This is a genomic window from Paenibacillus sp. Root52 (assembly GCF_001426865.1).
Lineage (GTDB): Bacteria > Bacillota > Bacilli > Paenibacillales > Paenibacillaceae > Paenibacillus.
Genome location: NZ_LMFO01000029.1, coordinates 170,982 through 192,978 on the forward strand (window position 1 = coordinate 170,982; position 21,997 = coordinate 192,978).

Genomic DNA, 21,997 nt, shown 5'->3' on the forward strand with positions numbered 1-21,997 from the left:
GATTGAACCGGATGTAATGAACATATTGAAGAGGAGGCGAAGTTAAATGAAAACGTTTTTGGGGAAATTGCGGATGGTCAGCCTAACGCTTGTTGTGGCTACAGCATCTTTAGGAATACTGGCAGGTACAACGGAAGCTGCACCATCGGAGCCCTATCAGTGGAAAAGTGTAGTGACAGGTGCGGGTGGTGGCTTTGTTCCCGGTATTATTTTCAATGAATCTGAGAAAGACCTAATCTACGCTCGTACAGATATTGGAGGAGCCTATCGGTGGAATGCGTCCAATGAGAGCTGGATTCCGCTGACTGATTTTGTCGGCTGGGACGACTGGAACAAAAACGGGGTAGATGCTCTTGCAACAGATCCAATTGACCCTGATCGAGTATATATGGCTGTTGGAACGTACACCAATTCATGGGATCAAAATAACGGTTCCATCCTTCGATCAACGGATCGAGGTGATACTTGGCAGACAACGACTCTTCCGTTCAAGGTTGGCGGCAATATGCCAGGACGTTCGATGGGAGAACGGCTGGTCATTGATCCGAATGACAATCGTATTTTATATTTTGGTGCGCGAAGCGGCAACGGACTCTGGAAAAGCACAGATTATGGAGTAACCTGGAGCAAAGTGACGAGCTTTCCGAATCCAGGTACCTACGTGCAAGATCCTAGTAACGATTACACCAGTGATATTGTTGGTCTAGCATGGATCACTTTTGATAAAACGACGGGTTCATCAGGACAAGCTACACAGACGATCTACGTGGGTGTGGCTGACCAAAACCAAAGTATCTATCGCAGCACGGATGCAGGCACGACCTGGACGGCGGTTCCAGGCCAACCTACAGGCTTTTTGCCACACCATGGTGTGCTAGATTCGGATGGTAGCCTTTATATCTCATATAGCGACGGAGTAGGTCCGTATGATGGCGAGAAAGGCGACTTGTGGAAGTTTAACACCGCTACAGGTGCATGGACCAACATCAGTCCGGTGCCAAGCAGCAGCGCAGATAATTATTTCGGGTATGGTGGACTCACAGTAGATGCGCAAAACCCTGGCACGTTAATGGTTGCTACCCTGAATTCATGGTGGCCAGATGCCAATCTGTTTCGCAGTAAGGATGGGGGGGATACCTGGACACGAATCTGGGAATTCGACGGTTACCCCAACCGTAAAATGCGTTATACACAAGACATAACAGCAGCTCCGTGGTTAACATTCGGTGTTAATCCCGCTCCACCGGAAGTGTCTCCGAAGCTAGGATGGATGATCGGCGATCTGGAGATTGACCCCTTTGATTCGGATCGTATGATGTATGGAACGGGTGCAACGATATATGGAAGTGATAATCTAACGAACTGGGATAGCGATACGAAAATTGATATTTCCGTGAAAGCCAAAGGTTTGGAGGAAATAGCTGTACTGGATTTAATCAGTCCACCTAGTGGAGCACATCTAGTCAGCGGCGTGGGGGATGTTGCAGGTTTCCGTCATGATGATCTGGATCAACCCCCTGCAACGATTTTTACGAACCCCAATTATGCTTCAACAGAAAGTCTTGATTTTGCGGAGCTAAGTCCAGGAACGATGGTACGCGTAGGTAAAGCTGATTACAGTGCAGATCCAAATGCCAAATCAATCGGTTTATCCAGCGATGGTGGAACGACATGGTATAAAGCCAATGCTGAGCCTGCCGGCACAGCAGGGGGTGGCACTGTAGCAATCTCAGCAGATGGAAATCGCCTGGTCTGGAGCACGTCAGATAAAGGTGTGTATTACTCTGCGACGAGTGGTAACTCATGGAACGCAAGTTCTGGCATACCTGCACAGGCTAAAGTCATATCCGATCGTGTCAACCCAAATAAGTTTTATGCATTTGCCGCAGGCAAAATCTACGTAAGTATCAATGGTGGAGCATCGTTCACGACTTCGGCAGCAACTGGTCTTCCTGTGGATGGTAATTCAGATCTGGATGCCGTTCCAGGCATTGAGGGAGAAATCTGGTTTGCGGGTGGTAATGAGGAAAGTGGCCCTTATGGACTATGGCGTTCAACAGATTCGGGAGCTAGCTTTAGCAAATTGTCTAATGTTGAAGAAGCCGATAGCATTGGTTTCGGTAAAGCAGCTCCCGGACAGGATGTCGTTGCACTATACACTATCGCCCAAATTGATGGTACACGTGGCTTCTTCCGTTCAGATGACGGCGGTGCAAGCTGGGTACGCATTAACGATGACCAGCACCAGTATGCTCGTGTAACCACAATTACTGGAGATCCTCGAATTTACGGAAGGGTGTATTTGGGAACGAATGGACGTGGCATTCTATACGCTGATCCAGTTGGTGGGAACAATGGTGGAGGAGAGAATCCTCCTATCTTGAATTCAGCTATTAATCCGTTGACAGCTGAATTTGATCTGGCTACAGAACAACAGGCTGACATTTCGATTAACTTGACACTAAACGGAAATACGTTAAGTTCAATCCGTTCAGGCAACAGCACGCTAACCGAAGGTACAGACTATACCATTTCAGGCAGCCAAGTCATTTTAAGCAAAACGTATCTAGCCACTTTACCTGTGGGCAAGGCCACACTCCTTTTTGTGTTTAGTGCAGGTAACGATGCCATTTTAAATCTGAATGTTAAAAATACAACTACACCTCATCCAGAGCCAACAGGTACTGTGCGAATCGAAATGTATAATGCGTCAACAGCAGCAACGGGCAGTTCGATTAATCCTAAGTTTAAGTTGACCAATACAGGTACCACAGCGCTCAATCTGGCAGACGTAAAGATCCGTTATTATTACACCATGAATAGTAATGAACCACAGAACTTTTTCTGTGATTGGGCAACCGTTGGTGGCGCGAATGTGACTGGCACCTTCAGTGCCCTTCCAACGCCGGTAACCGGAGCGGATCATGTTCTTGAGATCGGATTTACGAGTACAGCAGGTACGCTTGACCCGGGTCAAAGTACGGAAATCCAAACACGCTTCTCCAAAAACAATTGGACCAATTATACGCAGACCGATGACTATTCCTTCGCTAGTAGCCACTCCACATATGCGGATTGGTCTAAAGTAACTGGTTATATTGCTGGAAATCTGCAATGGGGGATTGAACCTTAGTAGGTAATCAAGGTAATATAAGAAGTCCTGAGACGCCAAAATGATTCAACTTGGCCGGGGCTTCTTTTTTTGTCGAAAAATAGTGTAATATAGGTATATACTATAGGGATCTCTGGTACTTTTGACCTCAGAGCCAACAGAAGATTCTGGAAGCTTCATAGGTTATGACGGATTGTCAAGCCAAGTGCGACAGTTCCTCTGAAAAGGATTCGTGAGCGGTTCTCCAACTCAGGCACTTACGTGGTCTGTTATTGATCAAGTCCAGAGCGTTTTCCAGAGCTTCATCCGTAATTTGGGCGAAATCCGTCCCTTTGGGGAAAAACTCTCGCAGGAGGCCATTAGCATTTTCATTTGAGCCGCGTTGCCAGGAGGAATAGGGATCTGCAAAATACACCTGCACGCCATGAACGGCTTCCAGGCTGGTGTAACAGGCGAATTCCTTGCCACGGTCTGCGGTAGCGGTTTGAAATGCATGGACAGGGTACTGCGAAGCCGCTACCCCAAAGGCAATCTCCATGGACAATGCAGTACGATCCGGCATGCGAATCGCTGTGTACAAGCGGGTTTTCCGTTCGATGAATGTCGCTACACAGCCCTTGCTTCTCCCACGACCCGAGACCACCGTATCCAGTTCCCAATGGCCGAAGGTTTCTCGGTTGCGAATCTCTTTCGGACGCTGCGAGATGGGCTTGCCCACAGCAAACCGCCCGCGTGTTTCTGCCGGCTTCCGACGCTTCCCTTTGTGTCTGAGGACGGCAAGCACGCCTTTCACCAAGCGGCCTGTATAAAGCCAACGATAGACCGTTTTAAAACCTACCATCGCTTGACCTTCCTGACGCAAACGCTCTACGATCTGTTCCGGAGACCAGGTCGCCTGAAGCTTTTCTTCGATGCGACTCGCCAGTTCTGGATTCCACTTCCCTGCGGAAACAGAGGCCTTACGACGCTGGACATAGCCCTCTTGAGCGTTCTCCGCGCCGTAGGTGTGTTCTGCTACTTTTCGGCGGAGTTCCCGGCCAATCGTAGCATGATGTCTGCCGAGTTCTTTTGCAATCGCTCGGGTACTTTTTCCCTGCTTGTGGAGGATTTCTAGCTTGCTACGTTCGAATATGCTAAGATGTGTGTAGCTCATGGTGGATTCTCCTTGTGTGAATGGTTGTGTGAGAACTTTCATTCTACACGAATCCGGCCATGGGCCATTTTTTATTTATTTCCAGCGGGTGTCGCACTTCATATTACAATCCATCTTATAAAAAAAGGTGTAAATACACTGATTTTTGTGTAACCGCTAACACGTAACTGCGGCATACACGATATGAATAAGGTATAATTTGTAGAGATATAGAGGGAACACTAGATAAGGGGGTCGCGATCATGAACCGGTTGTGTAAGGTATTGATTGTTGACGATGAATTTCTTGTAAGACAAGGGATTAAGCATCATATGAATTGGGAGGCGGAAGGCTTTCAGATCGTAGGCGAAGCCTCCAATGGTGAAGAAGGACTTGAGCAGGTTCGTATGCTGAATCCGGATATTGTTATTACCGACATTGTGATGCCTGTCATGGATGGTGAGATGTTTGTTCGTACATTAAAAGCACGTCATCCACAGATCGAAGTAATCGTACTTAGCAGCTTTAGTGAATTTGAATATGTTCGCTCGACCCTTCAGCATGGAGCGGCAGATTATATTTTGAAACCCAAATTGGATACGAATGAATTGTTAGAGGTGCTTCAGCGCACGGCGGGCAAAATTCCCGAATTGCAGTTTGAACCTTCGCATGATGGTTGGCGTCTTGGACAATTAATGGAGAAAATGCTCTCAGGTTTCACCCTCAGTGAGGATGAAGAGATGGATGTCGTCCAAGAGACGTTTCCGCACACATGCTTCCGTCTGCTTGTATTCCGACTCAAAGACTCGGCTACGAAGCAGCATATGCACATAGACAAAGAACAGATGGCATCGGCGCTTAAGAAACATCTGCCAGATGTAGAATACGCACTGGTACCAGCCGAAGGCGAACTGCCTGTTGTATTGCTTAATGTTGATCCTGTGAAGGATGATTGGATGGTTGACCGGATCAAACATCTAGCTGTCGATCATGAGGCGGGGGAACCTGGCTCTTCGTGGGCGCTGAGTGATAGCTTTACTTCTTTTGAAGCGATGGGTGAAGTGTACCGTAATCATCTAGTCAAACTGAGGGAGTATCGTTTTTATTTTGAGGATCGTCCTCTCTTGGTGTACAGTGAACTTCCACCGCTGCATCCAGCTGGTTATCAGTTTAATGTGAATATGTTCTTGCAGCATATTAAACGCAACCGCACAGAGGCAGCGAGAGAATATTTGCAGGATCATGCCAAGACTCTTGGCAGAGACTATATTGCAGATGTGTTTGGCATTAAGTCTTTCCTCGGTAATCTCATCTTCAACGTGACGATCACACTCTCAGATATGGATGTTCAGTCCAGTACGTTAGAAGAGAGCAAGTACACGTATTTCAAAAATGTAGACGGGTCAACCACGCTTCGTGAAGCGATTGATGTATTGGATTCATTCATGAGAGAAGTGCAAGCTTGTACTTCTGGTGAAGGTAGTCGTAGAAGTGATCCCAACATGAAGATGTTGTTGGAATATATGCATGAGCATTTTGACCGGCCCCTTGGGCTTGCTGACGTAGCGAAGCATTTTCATTTTAATCCATCGTACTTATCCAGTTATTTCTCTTCTCACAAAAAAGAAGGCTTTAACGAATATCTGAACAAAATTCGAATTGAAAAGGCAGAGGAGCTCCTGCGATCGGATGATGTGACGATCTCTGAGATCAGCAGCATGGTAGGATATTCGGATCATAGTTACTTTTGCAAAGTGTTCAAAAAATTCACCGGACTATCACCAAGCCGATACCGGCGCAAATTCTGGGCTTAAAGTCAGAAGGATTAGATCATGAAGAAATGGATGAACCGTTTATCGAGCCTGGGATTATTCCCTAAATTATTTCTAGTAATGGTCGTCAGCATCGTCCTGGTCTCTGTGCTTATTCTGTGGACGACCATTCATATGTCAACCAACCTATTTACAGATACGTTTAGCATAACGAACTCGAAGGTGCTTAGTCAGATTAAAACGAATTTTGAATCCTTTAATGATGCAGTTGCTGCTGTTACCAACAATGTAGCGCAGAGTGGAGCCATTCGTGGGTTCCTGTCGGAAGGCGATGCAGATTCCATCTCCATGGCAAAATCCTTCTATAATATGAGGGAAACGATGAATCGCGTTCAGACCATAACCGAATCATATGAAGTAGGGATTACGATCGTTGGAATCAATGGACGGAGCTATTCCACCAATCGGGCTCATCTTCAGATGTCAGTGGATGAATTGAAGCAGGAGCCGATTACTATTCAAGCGGCCGAGTCGCCGAGTCGTCTTATCATTGATGATTTTCATAATGAGACTGACACTGGTAAACTGCAGATGATCTCTGCAACTAAAGCGCTGACAGATCGAATGCGCAGTCGAATATACGGAACGTTGTATGTCACCATGAGAGAAGATGCGTTCCGGCAGTTCTATACCAGCTTTACAAGTCGAGGTAACGATGTCGTCATCATGAACGAAAAAGGCGAGATCGTGTCTTCTAATCGGGAGGATTGGATCGGAACAACACAGCAGGAATTGCTGTCCTACGCACAGGAAATGAACGGAAGTCCCTCAAAAAACATTAATGCACGTGTAATGGGACAGGATAGCATAATTTTGTCCGAGTACTTGCCTTTCTATCGATTCTACCTGGTTAATGTGGTGGACAAAGAGCTCGCTATGGGTCAACTCATTGATATGAAGACCGTAGCTCTAATCTGTGCAGCTATTGTAGTAGGTGCTTTAATCCTGGTATTCCTGATTACAAGTCAGATTACCAAGTCACTGCGTAGATTGGTGAAGCAGATGTCCAACATTACGAAGAGTGACCTCGACAACTATATCCCGGTAAGTGGCAGTTACGAGAGCAAGCAACTAGGTCATGCGTATAACTACATGCTTGATGAACTCCATGATTACGTGGATCAGTTAGTACAGACACAACGAGATCAGCGTAATGCAGAACTTGCGGCATTACAGAGCCAGATTAACCCACACTTCTTGTATAACACACTCGCTTCTGTCAAAGTCCTGGTGCAGCAGGGCAACAAGGATCGCGCAGCAGAAACGATTAATGCACTTATTGGACTGCTACAGAATACGATCAGCAATGTAAGTGAGACGGTTACAGTGGAACAAGAAGTGGAGAATCTGAGAAACTACGTCTTCATCAATCACGTTAGATATGGAGGGCGGATCAAAGCAGCCTTCTATGTGGCTCCTGATTGTAATCACTATCATGTACCTAAGCTCGTCATTCAGCCTTTTATCGAGAATGCCTTTTTCCATGGATTTATCAAGAAGGAAACAGGTACGATTCATGTCTTGGTCTCTAGAGCAGGCGAGTCACTTATCTGCGAAATCATGGACAATGGTGACGGGATTGAAGGGCTTAATATGGGCGAGACGTTACCTAACCCAAAAAACAACCGTCAACTATTTAGTGGTATTGGCATTCGTAATGTACACGACCGGATCGAGCTATTATATGGTGCACCCTATGGTGTCACGATTATGAGTAATGTGGGAGAAGGAACACGAGTTACCGTTACACTTCCTTTGATTACGAACTGAATAAATGACGTTCAACCAATAACAACATTGCTATATCGCAGTGTTGTCTGAAGCCCCTCGTTCTGGAAGTGTCAGAGAACGAGGGGTTTTTGTATGCTTAATTTAAAATGAAAATGCACATTTGTAATATATCTAGATGGAGAAATTACAAAATCAAAAGAAATTACAAAAAACTAAATTTAGTGCAAGCGGTTTCTGTAAAGGTTTTCATTGTGGCAATAAGATGACAAATCCGTACAAAATTATTACTAACGAATGAAGATATGGGAATGATAAGATGAATACATCGGAAGCAACCGCTTTCAGAAAACGTAAACAAATTTACACACAAAGAGGTCGAAGGGGAGTTGAATGATTTGAAAAAAATGTGGGTATTGATGCTCGCTACAGTATTGTTATTGTCCGCATGTTCATCCGGCGGTGACGGAGGTTCTGCAGCTGGTGGTGACGAGAAAACGAACGAAATCACAATTTGGGCTTGGGACAAAGCATTTAACGTTGCTGCAATGGAAACAGCAAAAGAAGCATATGCAAAAGAGAATCCTGATCTGAAAGTTAACATCATTGAGTACGCGCAAGCGGACATCATTCAAAAGCTGAACACTGGACTTAACTCCGGAACAAGCAGCGGTCTTCCAAACATCGTTCTGATTGAAGACTACCGTGCGCAAAGCTTCCTGAATGCATACCCTGATGCGTTCAAAGATTTGTCTTCCAACATCACAGCTTCCGATTTTGCAGATTACAAACTCGGACCAACAGCTTTTGATGGCAAACAATACGGAGTTCCATTTGACTCTGGTGTTGCAGGTCTATACTACAGAACAGACTTGCTTGAGCAAGCAGGTTACAAAGCTGCTGACTTGCAAGACATCACTTGGGATGACTACATCGAAATTGGTAAAGCTGTAAAAGAAAAAACAGGTAAAGAACTTCTTTCTCTTGATCCAAATGACCTCGGAATCATTCGTATGATGATTCAAACAGCAGGCAAATGGTATTCAGCAGAAGATGGTAAAACACCTGACCTGGCAAACAATGCTGCTCTGAAAGAAGCTTTCACTACTTACAAAGCGATGATGGATGCAAATATTGTTAAATTGCACTCTGACTGGAGCCAATTCATTGCAAACATGAATAATGGTAGCGTAGCTACAGTACCTACTGGTAACTGGATTTCACCATCTATTCGTCAAGAAGCTTCCCAATCTGGCCAATGGGCTGTAGCGCCTATGCCGAAAATGGCTGGTCAACCGAACTCTGTGCACGCAACGAACTTGGGTGGTAGCTCATGGTATGTAATGGACGTTCCTGGTGCAGATCAAGCAGCTGACTTTGTGGCAAAAACATTTGGTTCTGACAAACAATTGTATCAAGATTTGTTGAACAACATCGGTGCAATCGGTACGTACAAACCAGCAGTTGATGGCGAAGCATATGCTAAAGAAGATGAATTCTTCGGTGGACAAAAAATCTTCACTGATTTCGCTAAATGGACTACAGAAATCCCTAGTGTAAACTATGGTATCAACACATATGCAATCGAAGATATTCTGGTTGTTGAAATGCAAAACTTCCTGAACGGCAAATCAATTGACGACGTTCTGGCTGATGCACAAAAACAAGCTGAAGCACAATTTAACTAAGATATCCAAGGTAACTTATAGAACCCAATGAAACATCGGAGCCATCTCCCATGTCCGGCACAAGTTGAACCGAACCGGACACGGCGAGAGGCTCTGTGGGTTCTACCCATGTTCCATGGAGAGAGAGGAGCCATACTGTGAAAGCCATGAATACAGGAGACAGTCTCCAAAAGAAAAATAATTTGACTGGATGGGCTTTTGTTTTGCTGGCTGTTGTCGGAATTGTTGCATTTTACTTCTATCCGATGGTCCAAGCGCTGCTCTTATCTTTCAAGTCTGGTGTAGGAGCCAATCTTGAATTTACGGGCCTTTCTAACTACAAAAGATTGTTCATTGATACAACGTTCCGTACAGCATTATTCAATACGTTCATTTACTTGATCATTCAAGTTCCTGTAATGATTATTCTCGGTTTGTTTATTTCCGTATTGCTGAATGACAGCACATTGCGCTTCCGGAGCTTCTTCCGTACAGCGATTTTCTTGCCTTGTGTAACTTCACTTGTAGCTTACTCTGTTGTATTCAAATATTTGTTTGCTCCAGACGGTATGGTTAACCAAGCATTAATGGGCTTGCACATTATTGGCGATCCTATTCAATGGATTACAGACCCGTTCTGGGCTAAAATTACGATCATAATCGCCGTTACTTGGCGTTGGACCGGATATAATATGATTTTCTATCTGTCATCTTTGCAAAACATCGATCAATCGATCTATGAAGCAGCAAGAATTGACGGAGCTAATGCATTCACTCAATTCTTCAAAATTACTGTACCTTTGCTTAAACCGATTATTCTCTTCACATCGATCACATCAACGATTGGTACACTGCAAATCTTCGATGAGATTATGAATATTACCAAAGGTGGTCCGGGTAACGCGACCATGTCGATCTCACAATATATCTACAACCTTTCGTTCAAATATTCACCAGACTTCGGTTATGCAGCAACAGTTTCGTATTCCATCGTAATTTTGATCATTATTTTGTCCATTATCCAGTTTAAAGTGGCAGGTGATAATAAAAATGGCTAAAGCTAAAGCAAAACGGATTTTCACATACGTGTTCTTATCCATCGTCGCCTTTGTATCCATTTTCCCATTTTTCTGGATGCTGGTCAGTGCAACAAATGCATCAGTTGATGTAACTAAGGGTAGATTGCTGCCAGGTTCAGCTTTCCTTGATAACTTCAGCAAATTGCTTGATTCGACAAATCTAGTGCAGGCTCTGGGGAACTCAGCTCTGATCTCGGTCATCTCCACTGTGCTGGCATTGTTAATCGGCTCCATGGCTGGTTATGGTTTCGAAGTATACCGCACGAAGTCCCGTGATATCGTGTTTAATATTCTATTGTTGTCCATGATGATTCCATTTGCAGCGATCATGGTACCACTATATCGTATGTTCGCAACGATCTCTGGAGTTACTCCAGTTATCGGAATTAACACGATGGCAGCCGTTATCCTGCCAACGATTGCAACAGCGTTCCTGATCTTCTTCTTCCGTCAGAACACCAAAATGTTCCCGAAAGATCTGCTGGAAGCTGGTCGTATTGATGGTCTGAGTGAACTTGGGATCTTCCTGAAGATCTACATGCCAACAATGAAAACAACGTATGCAGCAGCTGCAATCATTACATTCATGAGCAGCTGGAATAACTATCTGTGGCCACTCATTGTATTACAAACGCCTGACCAACAGACAATTCCATTGCTGATCTCGAACCTCGGTGCAGGTTATGCTCCGGATTACGGAGTAATCATGACAGCGATTGTTATTGCAACACTGCCTACAGCAGTCGTGTTCTTCATCATGCAAAAACACTTTGTTGCAGGTATGGTTGGTTCCGTTAAATAATGAAAACAGCATAAACTGTCCAGTATGGACAGAGTGCAAGAGGAGAGAAGAGGACGCCAGAGATGGCGTGCCTCTGTCTTTCTGTTTGTTTATGGAAATAGTTGTGATAAGAGTATATAAAACAAGCAAATTTTCGTTCTAAAGGGAGAGAGAGCCGATGAAAGCAACACAAGCAGATATCAATTGGTTGGGAGACGTTAGTGTATTTGAGGTGAACCGTCTTCATGCATACTCTGATCACCGATACTATAGAACAATGGAAGAAGCCGTTACTTCAGGTCAAATGAACATGCGTTATGATCTGAACGGAACCTGGAAATTTAACTATGCGGTTCGTCCAGACAGCCGTCCTGAGTTTTTCTACAAGTCCGACTTCTCCAGTGAGGGTTGGGATGATATTGAAGTTCCAGGACATATTCAGCTTCAAGGATACGGTCAGATGCAATATGTAAATACTCAGTATCCATGGGATGGATTGAATGAACTGCGTCCACCAGCATTGCCACTGGACAAAAATCCAGTCGGAAGTTATATTCGTTCGTTCCACCTGCCAACAGGCTGGCAGAACAACCCTGTATATATTTCGTTCCAAGGCGTAGAGTCTGCATTCTATGTGTGGCTTAACGGGCAATTCGTAGGATACGGTGAGGATAGCTTTACTCCATCGGACTTTGATCTCACGCCATTCCTTCAGGAAGGTGAGAACAAGTTGGCGGTTGAAGTTTATCAACGTAGTACAGGTAGCTGGTTAGAGGATCAAGACTTCTGGCGTTTCTCCGGTATCTTCAGAGATGTGTATCTGTACACAGTACCTACTGCCCATGTTCGTGATGTACATGTTCGCACTGATCTGGACAAAACGTACACGAATGGTACGTTGCAGGTTAATCTGAAGCTTGAAGGTCAAGCGGCTGCAGGAGCTAAGATTGAAGCAGAACTCCGTGATGCAGAAGGAAACACAGTCAAAACGTTCGCATCCGATGTTCAAGATGGGCTGGTTAGCCTTCGTGAAGAGATCGGTAAAGTAAACCTGTGGAGTGCAGAGATTCCGTACCTGTACCGTCTCTATATTCGTGTATATGATGCCAATGGAGCGTTGGTTGAAGTCGTTCCTCAGGCTGTTGGATTCCGTACATTTGAAATGATTGACAAAGTGATGCACATCAATGGTAAACGCATCGTGTTCAAAGGTGTGAATCGCCATGAGTTCAACCCGCGTCGTGGACGTGCTGTGACGAAGGAAGATATGTTATGGGATGTTCGTACGATCAAACAGAACAATATGAATGCTGTACGTACATCACACTATCCGAACCAAAGTCTGTGGTATGAGCTGTGTGATGAATACGGACTGTATGTTATTGACGAAATGAACTTGGAGACACACGGATCTTGGCAGAAGCTTGGTGCGGTTGAGCCTTCTTGGGTTATTCCAGGTGACAAACCAGAGTGGCATGATATCGTTATGGATCGCGCAATCTCCATGGTTGAACGAGATAAAAACCATCCATCGATTATTATCTGGTCTTGTGGTAACGAATCCCATGGTGGTGAAGTGATCTATAAAGTATCCCAATACTTTAAATCTGCTGATCCAACACGTCTGGTTCATTATGAAGGTGTCTTCCATGATCGTCGTTTCAACGATACCAGTGATATGGAATCCCGCATGTATGCGAAGCCGGCTGACATTGAGGAGTTCCTCAACGCTAACCCAGACAAGCCATATATTAGCTGTGAGTACATGCATGCTATGGGTAACTCCATTGGTGGTATGCATAAATACACAGAGCTTGAAGACAAGTATCCAATGTATCAAGGTGGCTTCATCTGGGATTACATTGACCAATCCGTATACAAGAAAGACCGTTACGGTAAAGAATTCCTTGCCTACGGCGGAGACTTCGGAGATCGCCCTTCGGATTATTCTTTCTGTGGTAACGGTATTGTGCACGCAGACCGTAAGGTCACTGCTAAAATGCAGGAGGTTAAATTCCTGTATCAAAATATTAAGCTCTTCCCGGATCGTAATGCGGTTAAAATTGTTAATGATAATTTGTTCGCAGATACATCTGAACTTGAACTGGTTTACAGCTTGGAGCGCGAAGGCCATGAAGTAGTTCGCGGTACGCTCGAAGTGAACGTTCAGCCGCAAAGCGAAACAGTGGTGAACCTTCCAATTGATGTGGAAGGGCTGTCCGCAGCTGAATATGCTGTGAATACAGCATTCGTTCTGAAATCTGCTACATTGTGGGCAGACCAAGGAGAAGAGGTTGCATTCGGACAATTTATTTTCCAACAAGAGAATAGTTCAAATGAGACTGCTTCCGTTGATGCAAATCAAGTTCATGAGATTCGTGTGGTAGAAGGCGATGTTCACATCGGGGTACGTGTTGGACAGACACATGTCTTGTTCTCCAAAGCTTTTGGAACACTAGTATCACTTCAATTCTCAGGACGTGAAACGATTGCCCAACCTCCACTGCCATTGTTCTGGCGTGCAACGACAGACAATGATAAAGGAACTGCAATGGGCTTCGAGCTTGGCGCATGGTATGCAGCAAGTTTGATGCCAAGATGTGTAGAGTGGATAGCAGAACAGCAATCCAACGCGTACCGTATTGAATTCACTTATAAGCTAAACATCTCCGCTGATGTGCAAGTGAAGGTTGCTTATACAGTACGTAATGATGGAAGTGTACATGTTCATAACGCATACAAAGGAACAGCAGGATTGCCTGAGCTTCCAATCCATGCACTGTCCTTCAAAACATCACCAGAATTCAGCAATGTCGAGTGGCTCGCACTCGGACCAGAAGAGAACTATGCTGACCGTGCTTTCGGCGCGCGTCTAGGCATCCATGCAAGCACTGTTGCAGATACAGTTGCTCCTTACCTTGTTCCACAGGAGTCTGGTAACCGTACAGGCGTACGCTGGACAAAAGTAACGGATAATGCAGGACGTGGATTCAAGATCGAAGCAGCATCTGCTCCGGTTGAACTCAACGTTTCTCCATATACGGCATTTGAGTTGGAAAATGCACAACACACGTATGAGTTGCCTCCTGTGCACTATACTGTCGTGACTGTTGCTGGTAAACAAATGGGTGTCGGCGGTGACGATAGCTGGGGAGCTCCAGTTCATCCAGAGTACCGTATTGCATCCAATGGTGAATTGGAATTCGAATTCGTAATTCGTTCACTTTAATAGAAATAAGTCGTAAAGAGGTCTCCATCCGATGGAGGCCTCTTTTTTTTGGTGTACGCTAAGGCGGGCGAACATTTTTCCATTGAAACCGTATCCAGACAAACTCGTATTAAATTAGATAGTTGACATCGCATAATGGGGGGTTACATGATGAGTAGAAAAGCGAAAACGGGAGTATGGGTTACCTCTTTAGCTATACTAGGTATTATCGTGGGGTGCTTCATATGGTATTTCAATACCGCTTCTGGAGAACGTGCACTCAAAACGATGAGATCGAATAATGCGGGTGGTCTTGAACGAGTAGTCAAAGTGTACAGCGATTCGGGTGAGTTGATCCATACGTACGAGGGCAAAATTGATCTACAAGATACGGAGTATGGCAATAAAGTATTATTTGATCTGGACGGTAAACGTATTGTTATCTATAATGCGACGGTAATCAGTGAGGAGAAGTGAAGTAATTATTAATGTAGCTGATGTAATACCTTCTTCTGAAAAGGAGGCATTGGTGTGAACACGGGAATAGTGCTGCTTACGATGCTTGGTATGATTGCCTTTTACGGTCTGATTGGATATTTCCTGATCGGATATATGGCTAGGAAAATATGGAGGCACTCCTTAGATCGATATCAAATTATACAGATTCTCCTCGTTCTATCCATAGTATTTGTCATTGTGCAAGCCATTCGATATCAAAGTTGGACTTTGGCATTACCTATAACAGGTATTCTGCTGCCTTTGATTAGTATGATGACAACGTATAGGAGAAAACAAGCAAAAAAACATATGGAATAAACATAAACGATAAAGCAGATGGTAGAACTTTTATTTTATTGGTAAGATAGGGAAAATAGATACGGAGTAAGGCGGGGAACTAAAGAATGTATTTTTTGTCTGGATTCATTGTATTGTTAGGTGGAATAGCGATGTTGGTCTTGTGCAGTGTGCTAGTATACTTCTTCATATCCCTTGTTTCACGCAAAGGGTTCAAGCGGGTGCTGCAAAAACATGACATTATCGAGATCATGGTGTGGACGGGGTTGATCCTCTTGTCAGTGATGTTGATTGTACAACAATCATGGTTTGTACTTTTACCGATTGTGTTATTGATGATGACGATGATCAAATTACGACGTACCAATCGGAAACTAAGAGCGATCCTTGGTGAGGAAACCTAAATATGACTCCGTATGCACAAGACACACAGCAGATTAACGAGTGAAGGTTGACTAAATACCTATATTAGTCGGCCTTTTTTAATATGGAACTAAAGTAAACATATTTTTAAAATTGAAAAAAAATCATACATAACCTATGGAATATTAATCTGGAGGGTAATATGCAATTTGAACCAATCTACACGCATGGGAAATTAACGATACCAAAGATCGAGCTCAATCTGGATAGCAATCCATTGGTTGGCATTATAACAGACTTGAAACGAAAGCAGCTTTTGATGGATCAATTGGTCGATCATACGCAATATCATTTGTTTCGAGTGCAACAAGGCGAATACATGAATCTGAGGGTAGAAGAGCTAATTACGTTTCTAATCCGGGTAACGAAAAGGACGGATCGTGTTGCTACTTTAATCGATTATTTTGCTTTACAAGGTGAGCGGAACGTAAAAATGAAGCATCTAAGCCCGTCGAGAAGAATGTATGTGACATTGCTGCGCGTATTTTTTGCATATCAGCCCACGCTTGTATTGGAGGAACCTTATTTCTATCTGGAAGAAGAAGATCGTCGTCATTTCAAGCAGATTTTAGATGATCTTTCAAAAGGCAAACAGATCTTGATTTTAACTTCGAATTTAGAGGATGCGATGATATCATGCGATACAATTTATCGTCTGAACGAAGCGGGATTTCATCCACTGGACATTCGGGATACAGAAGTGGATGAACAGGGGGTACAGGAACAAGATCAAGCGAATATAAAGCTGCAGAAAATTTATACGAAAAAAAATGATAAAGTAATTTTATTTAATCCGCCTGAAATTGATTACATAGAAAGTCTGAATGGTTCGATTCTTGTCCATGTTGGTGGAGAAAGTTTTGCCTGTGCTCTGACGTTAACCGAGCTTGAACAGCGATTGTTGAATTTCGGATTTTTTAGATGTCATCGTTCTTACATCGTGAACCTACAAAAAGTTAGAGAGATTATTACCTGGACGAAGAATAGCTATAGCTTGAGATTAAATACAGGCAAAGATGCGGTAGTACCATTATCGCGTTCCAAATTACAAGAATTAAAAGTACATCTCAACATTTGATTTCCGGGGAAATATCTAGGGCGTGTCTGAAAACTCCGAAGGGAGCAGATCTTATTAAATTTTCGTTCCGAGCAAGGAAATTTTCCGCAGGCGTGCCGGGGCACGTCAAGGGAAAGTGACGTAGCAGGAGGCGAAAAGGCGGTAAAAGATGCACTTTAGCGAGTTTTGTGACACACCCTGATATCTATTCAGTTTATAGGGGTACCATTCAGATGCGCACAGCTACATTTCAGCGAGTTTTGATGGTTGATAGCATGTAATCTTAATATGCTGAGAACATCAACGGTAAGGAAGTGATCTGAATGAACATGATTCAAGTCGAGCATATTCGAAAGAGATTTGGTGATAAAGATGCATTATCAGAAGTCTCTTTTTCGATTCCCCGAGGTGAAATTTTTGGTTTTCTTGGCCCGAGTGGTTCAGGAAAAACAACATTAATTAAGATATTAACTGCGCAGTTAACTCCAACGAGTGGAAAGGCTAAGGTGTTTGACCAGTCGGCATCGATGATGTATCAATCGGCTCAGAAGATGCGTTTTGGTATGTTGTCTGATAACAGCGGACTATATGAGAGGTTAACGGTAGAAGAAAATCTAGAGTTATATCGTCAGTTATATGATCTCTCTCCGTCCTCGATTGATAAAGTATTGCAATTCGTGAATTTAGTTGGAGAACGTAAAAAGAAGGTTCATCTCTTGTCGAAAGGAATGCGTCAGCGTGTTCTTTTGGCATGCGCGGTGATCCATGAGCCGGAGTTATTATTTTTGGATGAACCTACCTCGGCCTTAGATCCAGTGAACTCTTTACATATCTATAAAGGGCTGCGTTACTTAAACGAGAAAGGAACTACGATTTTCCTAACAACGCATGACATGGCAGAAGCTGAATTGTTATGTGATCGTATAGCGATTTTGTATGAAGGGAAAATTCAAACCATTGGAAGGCCCAAGGAGCTAAAAAAACAACATCGAGAAAACGTCATAGCTGTCGTTCTATTAAATGGAGAATCGTACGAACTTCCGATGAATGCAGAAACAGCTAACCTCATTGCAGATTGGATGAAACAAGGACTCATTGATCGATTAGAAACAAAAGAGCCGAGTCTTGGCGAGATCTTTATCAAACTGACAGGAAGTGAGTTACTATGAGTATCTCATTAAAGCGTATTCGAGCGATATTTATAAAGGATTACAAGGAATTCTCACGTAATTTTGCAATTTCCGTCACGTTGATTGTTCCCATTATGCTTGCTTTGCTTTTTCGAGAGATAGGTTCATCGGCTCCTGAAGCGATCGGTTTTCTTTTAAATATTTCGTTTGTATTAATTACATGCTTTGTACAAGCATGCTTAATCGCGGAAGAAAAGGAACGTAACACCTTGCGTTCATTAATGATGACTCCGTCAACAACTATGGATATTTTAATCGGCAAAAGTGTACTCGTTTTTGTCATGTCTTTTGTTGTTCTAACTATAGCTACATTGATATTTGGTTATCAACCAGCCAATCTATGGGTATCTTTAGCGGCACTCATTCTATCAATTATTTTGTACACATCAGTCGGAACGATATGTGGTTTGTTCTCCAAAACCTTGCTTGAAGCATCTTTATCTGTCATTCCTGTCACGATTGTATTCACAGCGGCCCCAGGCAGAGTGTTATTAGATGAGAGATTTGCTATGTTCAACGTGCTGGATTACATGCCAAGCAGTCAGCTTGTACATTTATTAAGTATCTCTCCTGCGGGCTATACGATGGGAGAACTATTGAAACCACTGATCATTATTTTGCTATGGACGATTGTATTAACAATGGTATCTGTAATTCTATATGAGCGACGGTTAAAGGATGAGTAGATAAATAAATGCGTTTGCAGCGATCTAATTTTTAGTCATCATCGAATCATGTCGTTTTGCCAAGGGGGGGCTGAGTGTGCTAAATACCGTCGTCAAGTTGGTACAGGAGTTCAAAGACCGTGATTCCAGACATAGGCTGGAAGGCTACCGAAGCATCGTTAACTTGGTTAGAAAAAAGGACTTAGAAGAATGGGATGATGGACAATTACAAGCTGAATTTCTCCGATTGCAAAGAGAGGCTAACTCGGGCACAGCCTTAGAGAAATTGCTTGTTGATCTCTATGCATTGGTCTGTGAGGTCGCGGAGAGACAGCTTGAAATGCAGCCATATGATGTGCAGATAATAGCTGCCATCGCACTACATGAGAGCGTACTGATCGAGCAGCAAACCGGGGAAGGCAAAACCTTATCTGCTGTGATGACCGCTTGTTTGAATGCATTGACTGGTCATGGGGTTCATGTGCTGACGTTTAACGATTATTTAGCACATCGCGATGCAGAGTGGATGGGACCAATCTATCGATTTCTAGGCTTAACAGTAAGTTCGGTTCAAGCGGGTATGAGTCTGAGCGAGAAACGTGAAGCCTATGCTAAGGATATAACGTATGTTACGGCTAAAGAAGCCGGATTTGACTACTTGCGGGATACCATTGCATTATCCAAAGACGAACTGGTTCATCGTCCTTTCCACTACGTTATTATCGACGAGGCAGATTCCTTACTACTTGATGAAGCGAGGGTTCCATTAGTTATCAGTGGCGCGTCAGGTACTTCTAGCGATGACTTTATTCGATTTGCTGAAGTGGTTCGACAGCTCGTGCCATTAGAGCATTATCATTTTGACGAATTCCAACGTAACGTATATTTGAATGAAGCAGGCTCAGAAAGAGCAGAGTCATTGCTCGAGTGTGGCAATTTATACGACAGCCATAACAGTCATTTGTTAACGTCATTAAATTGTGCGCTACATGCCGAAACGTTGCTAAGAAGAGACGTCGATTACATCGTTAGAGACGGTGGAATAGAGCTGATTGAGGAATTTACGGGTCGTGTGGCAGAGAATCGATACTTACCTGAAGGACTGCAAACGGCACTTATGGCAAAGGAAGGACTGCAATCAAAAGTTGGCGGGAAGATCCTTGGAACGATTACGATTCAACACTTTATTAGTTTGTATCCTAGAATTAGCGGAATGACGGCTACAGCGCTCGCTTCCAGCATGGAGTTCAAAAGGATGTATGAACTTGAGGTTGTAGAGATCCCGCCCAACCAAACAAATAAACGAATCGATCATCCACATAGAATCTATACTCACCAAGAAGCCAAATTCAAAGCACTGGTGCAAGAAATTGTGACTGTTCATGCAACGGGGCGTCCAATGCTTATAGGTACGTCAAGCGTTCAAGAGTCTGACAAGCTAGCGGAGGCGCTAACTGTTGCGGGCGTAGATTGCCATATTTTAAATGCAAAGAATGATGCGAAAGAGGCTCAAATTATTGCCAGAGCCGGAGAAATTGGCGCTGTAACGGTGTCAACCAATATGGCAGGACGTGGTGTTGATATTCGACTTGGGGGAGGCGATCTTACTCAAGTAGACCGAGTTTTGAAACTGGGTGGGTTGTATGTCATTGGGACGCATATGAACGAAAGTGTGCGGATAGATAACCAGCTACGTGGACGCTCAGGTCGCCAAGGAGACCCTGGAGATTCTGTTTTTTATGTAAGTTTAGAGGATGATTTGTTAGTTCAATTCGGCATTCATGATGCGATTCGGGTGCCTAAGCAAGATGGGGTTCTCAATGCGCCGATAGTACACAACAAATTAGAGCATATTCAGCGTGTGATGATGGGGCAAAATTTCGATCTTCAGCAGGAACTGAACCGTTATTCGGATATGATTGAAGATCAGAGACGAATTCTACATAAGGAAAGGTTCTCCATACTGAATGGGGATCTACCGATGAGTCCTTCGGAGCAGCGGGTTCGCCTTTTTTATATCGATGAGTTCTGGGCAGACCATCTAGCATATGCATCTTATATGCGGGAAAGCATTCACCTAGAGAGCCTAACTAACCAGAATCCAATGGATGAATTCCACAGACATATCACCGAAGCATTTGAACAACTTCCGGCTAAAATAGCTAAGGAGTCGGCAAATATGCTAACAAGGCTCGATGGGTCGAATGATCCAGCCAAATGGGAGCAGTTCGGTCTACAGAGTCCTACCTCCACTAATACCTATATGATCAGCGATCAGTACATGGATTACTTACAGAATCGCAGTTCATGGAATGCGGGCACTATCGTTGCTTTTTGGATCCGTAGGGTGTTAAAGCCAGTATTCGGGTGGTCCAAATTTTGATCAGGTTAACGCAGACGAATAACAAAATAAAAACCTACCAGAAATCGCTCTGATAGGCTTTTATTCGGAGACCTCTTTCGAGGTCTCCTTTCATGGGAGAGGAGAAACCGGACGAAGAGCTTATGGGGAAACGTAAGTCTTCTCCGCGGTTGTCTACGACACTTGTGATGTCGATAATTATAGAATAGCCAGGAGATTTCCTTTTTATACATAATCATCAATTCATTTTTTGATATTGGAGATATTCCTTGAAGCCACTATTTTTCAAACTCATCCCGATTGTGGTACGATAGCTGTATCAATAAACTTACATAGAGAGAATAGGTGACTCATTCGTGAGAGTGGTATCTGGAAGTGCAAAAGGTAGACCGTTGAAGGCGGTTCCTGGCACAGGAACGCGGCCGACCACCGACAAGGTGAAGGAAGCGTTATTTAGTATGATAGGCCCTTATTTCGAGGGTGGAACGGCATTGGATCTGTTTGCGGGCAGTGGTGGTCTCGGAATTGAGGCGCTGAGCCGTGGCATGGACAAGGCTATTTTTGTTGATTTGGAACCAAAAAGTATTGAAGTCATTCGTATGAATCTGACAGCAACGAAGCTGGAGAATCAGGCAGCTATATATCGAAATGATGCAGGGCGTGCGTTAAAGGCTCTTGCTAAGCGGAGCACCACATTTGATCTCGTGTTTCTTGATCCCCCTTATCGAATGAAGAACGGGAATGAACTTATGCTTACGATGCATGAACTGGAGCTGCTTGAACATGGTGCAACCATCGTGCTTGAATATGAATCTAAACATCTATACCCTGAACAATTCGGCCCGTTTGAACAAACGCGCAAGGCATTGTACGGGGAAACTGCGGTTTCCATTTATCATTATGCACCTCATGCATCCGAAGATGGAGAATCTAGCACAGCGGAAGAGGAGGATCTCCATGAGTGAA

Annotated in this window: 16 protein-coding genes; 15 read left to right on the top strand and 1 reads right to left on the bottom strand. The window is 43.9% G+C overall.

The genetic code is table 11. The features are described from left to right. Window positions 1–46 precede the first annotated feature (46 nt). Entirely contained in the window at window positions 47–3,133 is a 3,087-nt protein-coding gene (locus ASD24_RS21765) for a X2-like carbohydrate binding domain-containing protein (protein WP_056700469.1), read from the top strand. A gap of 175 nt (window positions 3,134–3,308) precedes the next feature. Here the strand turns inward: ASD24_RS21765 and ASD24_RS21770 are convergent, their stop codons facing one another. Continuing rightward, window positions 3,309–4,265 carry an IS30 family transposase gene (locus tag ASD24_RS21770; RefSeq protein ID WP_056700471.1) on the bottom strand — a complete coding sequence of 319 codons (957 nt, stop codon included), beginning with the start codon at window positions 4,263–4,265 and terminating at the stop codon, window positions 3,309–3,311. A 242-nt stretch (window positions 4,266–4,507) separates the two neighbouring features. Here ASD24_RS21770 and ASD24_RS21775 point away from each other — a divergent pair, with 242 nt between their 5' ends. From ASD24_RS21775 to rsmD, 14 genes are all read left to right on the top strand, one after another. Further along, entirely contained in the window at window positions 4,508–6,058 is a 1,551-nt protein-coding gene (locus tag ASD24_RS21775; protein ID WP_056700473.1) for a response regulator transcription factor, read from the top strand. A gap of 18 nt (window positions 6,059–6,076) precedes the next feature. After that, complete coding sequence (locus ASD24_RS21780) at window positions 6,077–7,846, top strand: sensor histidine kinase (protein ID WP_056700476.1); 1,770 nt, start codon at window positions 6,077–6,079, stop codon at window positions 7,844–7,846. Between the two features lie 356 nt (window positions 7,847–8,202). Beyond that, window positions 8,203–9,492 (top strand): ABC transporter substrate-binding protein, encoded by a 1,290-nt coding sequence (locus ASD24_RS21785; protein ID WP_056701147.1) that lies wholly within the window; start codon window positions 8,203–8,205, stop codon window positions 9,490–9,492. A gap of 146 nt (window positions 9,493–9,638) precedes the next feature. Next, complete coding sequence (locus ASD24_RS21790; protein WP_056701149.1) at window positions 9,639–10,529, top strand: carbohydrate ABC transporter permease; 891 nt, start codon at window positions 9,639–9,641, stop codon at window positions 10,527–10,529. Continuing rightward, complete coding sequence (locus ASD24_RS21795) at window positions 10,522–11,352, top strand: carbohydrate ABC transporter permease (RefSeq protein WP_056700478.1); 831 nt, start codon at window positions 10,522–10,524, stop codon at window positions 11,350–11,352. The genes ASD24_RS21790 and ASD24_RS21795 overlap by 8 nt, the downstream gene beginning before the upstream one ends. A 157-nt stretch (window positions 11,353–11,509) precedes the next feature. After that, the gene (locus ASD24_RS21800) at window positions 11,510–14,560 is read left to right on the top strand and encodes a glycoside hydrolase family 2 TIM barrel-domain containing protein (protein WP_056700480.1); all 3,051 of its coding nucleotides are present in this window, start codon (window positions 11,510–11,512) and stop codon (window positions 14,558–14,560) included. A 150-nt stretch (window positions 14,561–14,710) separates the two neighbouring features. Then, window positions 14,711–15,016, top strand: a complete 306-nt coding sequence (locus tag ASD24_RS21805; protein WP_056700483.1) for a hypothetical protein — start codon at window positions 14,711–14,713, stop codon at window positions 15,014–15,016. 54 nt (window positions 15,017–15,070) lie between these two features. After that, complete coding sequence (locus ASD24_RS21810) at window positions 15,071–15,355, top strand: hypothetical protein (protein WP_056700485.1); 285 nt, start codon at window positions 15,071–15,073, stop codon at window positions 15,353–15,355. Between the two features lie 86 nt (window positions 15,356–15,441). Beyond that, entirely contained in the window at window positions 15,442–15,738 is a 297-nt protein-coding gene (locus tag ASD24_RS21815) for a hypothetical protein (RefSeq protein ID WP_056700487.1), read from the top strand. A 161-nt stretch (window positions 15,739–15,899) separates the two neighbouring features. Further along, window positions 15,900–16,835 carry a LytTR family transcriptional regulator DNA-binding domain-containing protein gene (locus ASD24_RS21820; protein ID WP_056700490.1) on the top strand — a complete coding sequence of 312 codons (936 nt, stop codon included), beginning with the start codon at window positions 15,900–15,902 and terminating at the stop codon, window positions 16,833–16,835. Between the two features lie 302 nt (window positions 16,836–17,137). Beyond that, window positions 17,138–17,983, top strand: a complete 846-nt coding sequence (locus tag ASD24_RS21825) for an ABC transporter ATP-binding protein (RefSeq protein WP_056700491.1) — start codon at window positions 17,138–17,140, stop codon at window positions 17,981–17,983. Beyond that, entirely contained in the window at window positions 17,980–18,690 is a 711-nt protein-coding gene (locus ASD24_RS21830; protein ID WP_056700493.1) for an ABC transporter permease, read from the top strand. Before ASD24_RS21825 ends, ASD24_RS21830 begins: the two co-directional genes overlap by 4 nt. Before the next feature lie 76 nt (window positions 18,691–18,766). Then, window positions 18,767–21,052, top strand: coding sequence for a preprotein translocase subunit SecA (locus tag ASD24_RS21835; protein ID WP_056700495.1), 2,286 nt, complete (start codon window positions 18,767–18,769; stop codon window positions 21,050–21,052). Between the two features lie 335 nt (window positions 21,053–21,387). Further along, window positions 21,388–21,996, top strand: coding sequence for a 16S rRNA (guanine(966)-N(2))-methyltransferase RsmD (rsmD, locus tag ASD24_RS21840; protein WP_056700498.1), 609 nt, complete (start codon window positions 21,388–21,390; stop codon window positions 21,994–21,996). The last annotated feature ends 1 nt before the right edge of the window (window position 21,997 follow it).

What these genes read in the sequence shown, in the direction of transcription:
- ASD24_RS21765 (WP_056700469.1), top strand. Translation starts at nt 47, where the DNA reads ATGAAAACGTTTTTGGGGAAATTGCGGATGGTCAGCCTAACGCTTGTT.
- ASD24_RS21770 (WP_056700471.1), bottom strand. Translation starts at nt 4,265, where the DNA reads ATGAGCTACACACATCTTAGCATATTCGAACGTAGCAAGCTAGAAATC.
- ASD24_RS21775 (WP_056700473.1), top strand. Translation starts at nt 4,508, where the DNA reads ATGAACCGGTTGTGTAAGGTATTGATTGTTGACGATGAATTTCTTGTA.
- ASD24_RS21780 (WP_056700476.1), top strand. Translation starts at nt 6,077, where the DNA reads ATGAAGAAATGGATGAACCGTTTATCGAGCCTGGGATTATTCCCTAAA.
- ASD24_RS21790 (WP_056701149.1), top strand. Translation starts at nt 9,639, where the DNA reads ATGAATACAGGAGACAGTCTCCAAAAGAAAAATAATTTGACTGGATGG.
- ASD24_RS21795 (WP_056700478.1), top strand. Translation starts at nt 10,522, where the DNA reads ATGGCTAAAGCTAAAGCAAAACGGATTTTCACATACGTGTTCTTATCC.
- ASD24_RS21800 (WP_056700480.1), top strand. Translation starts at nt 11,510, where the DNA reads ATGAAAGCAACACAAGCAGATATCAATTGGTTGGGAGACGTTAGTGTA.
- ASD24_RS21805 (WP_056700483.1), top strand. Translation starts at nt 14,711, where the DNA reads ATGAGTAGAAAAGCGAAAACGGGAGTATGGGTTACCTCTTTAGCTATA.
- ASD24_RS21815 (WP_056700487.1), top strand. Translation starts at nt 15,442, where the DNA reads ATGTATTTTTTGTCTGGATTCATTGTATTGTTAGGTGGAATAGCGATG.
- ASD24_RS21820 (WP_056700490.1), top strand. Translation starts at nt 15,900, where the DNA reads ATGCAATTTGAACCAATCTACACGCATGGGAAATTAACGATACCAAAG.
- ASD24_RS21825 (WP_056700491.1), top strand. Translation starts at nt 17,138, where the DNA reads ATGAACATGATTCAAGTCGAGCATATTCGAAAGAGATTTGGTGATAAA.
- ASD24_RS21830 (WP_056700493.1), top strand. Translation starts at nt 17,980, where the DNA reads ATGAGTATCTCATTAAAGCGTATTCGAGCGATATTTATAAAGGATTAC.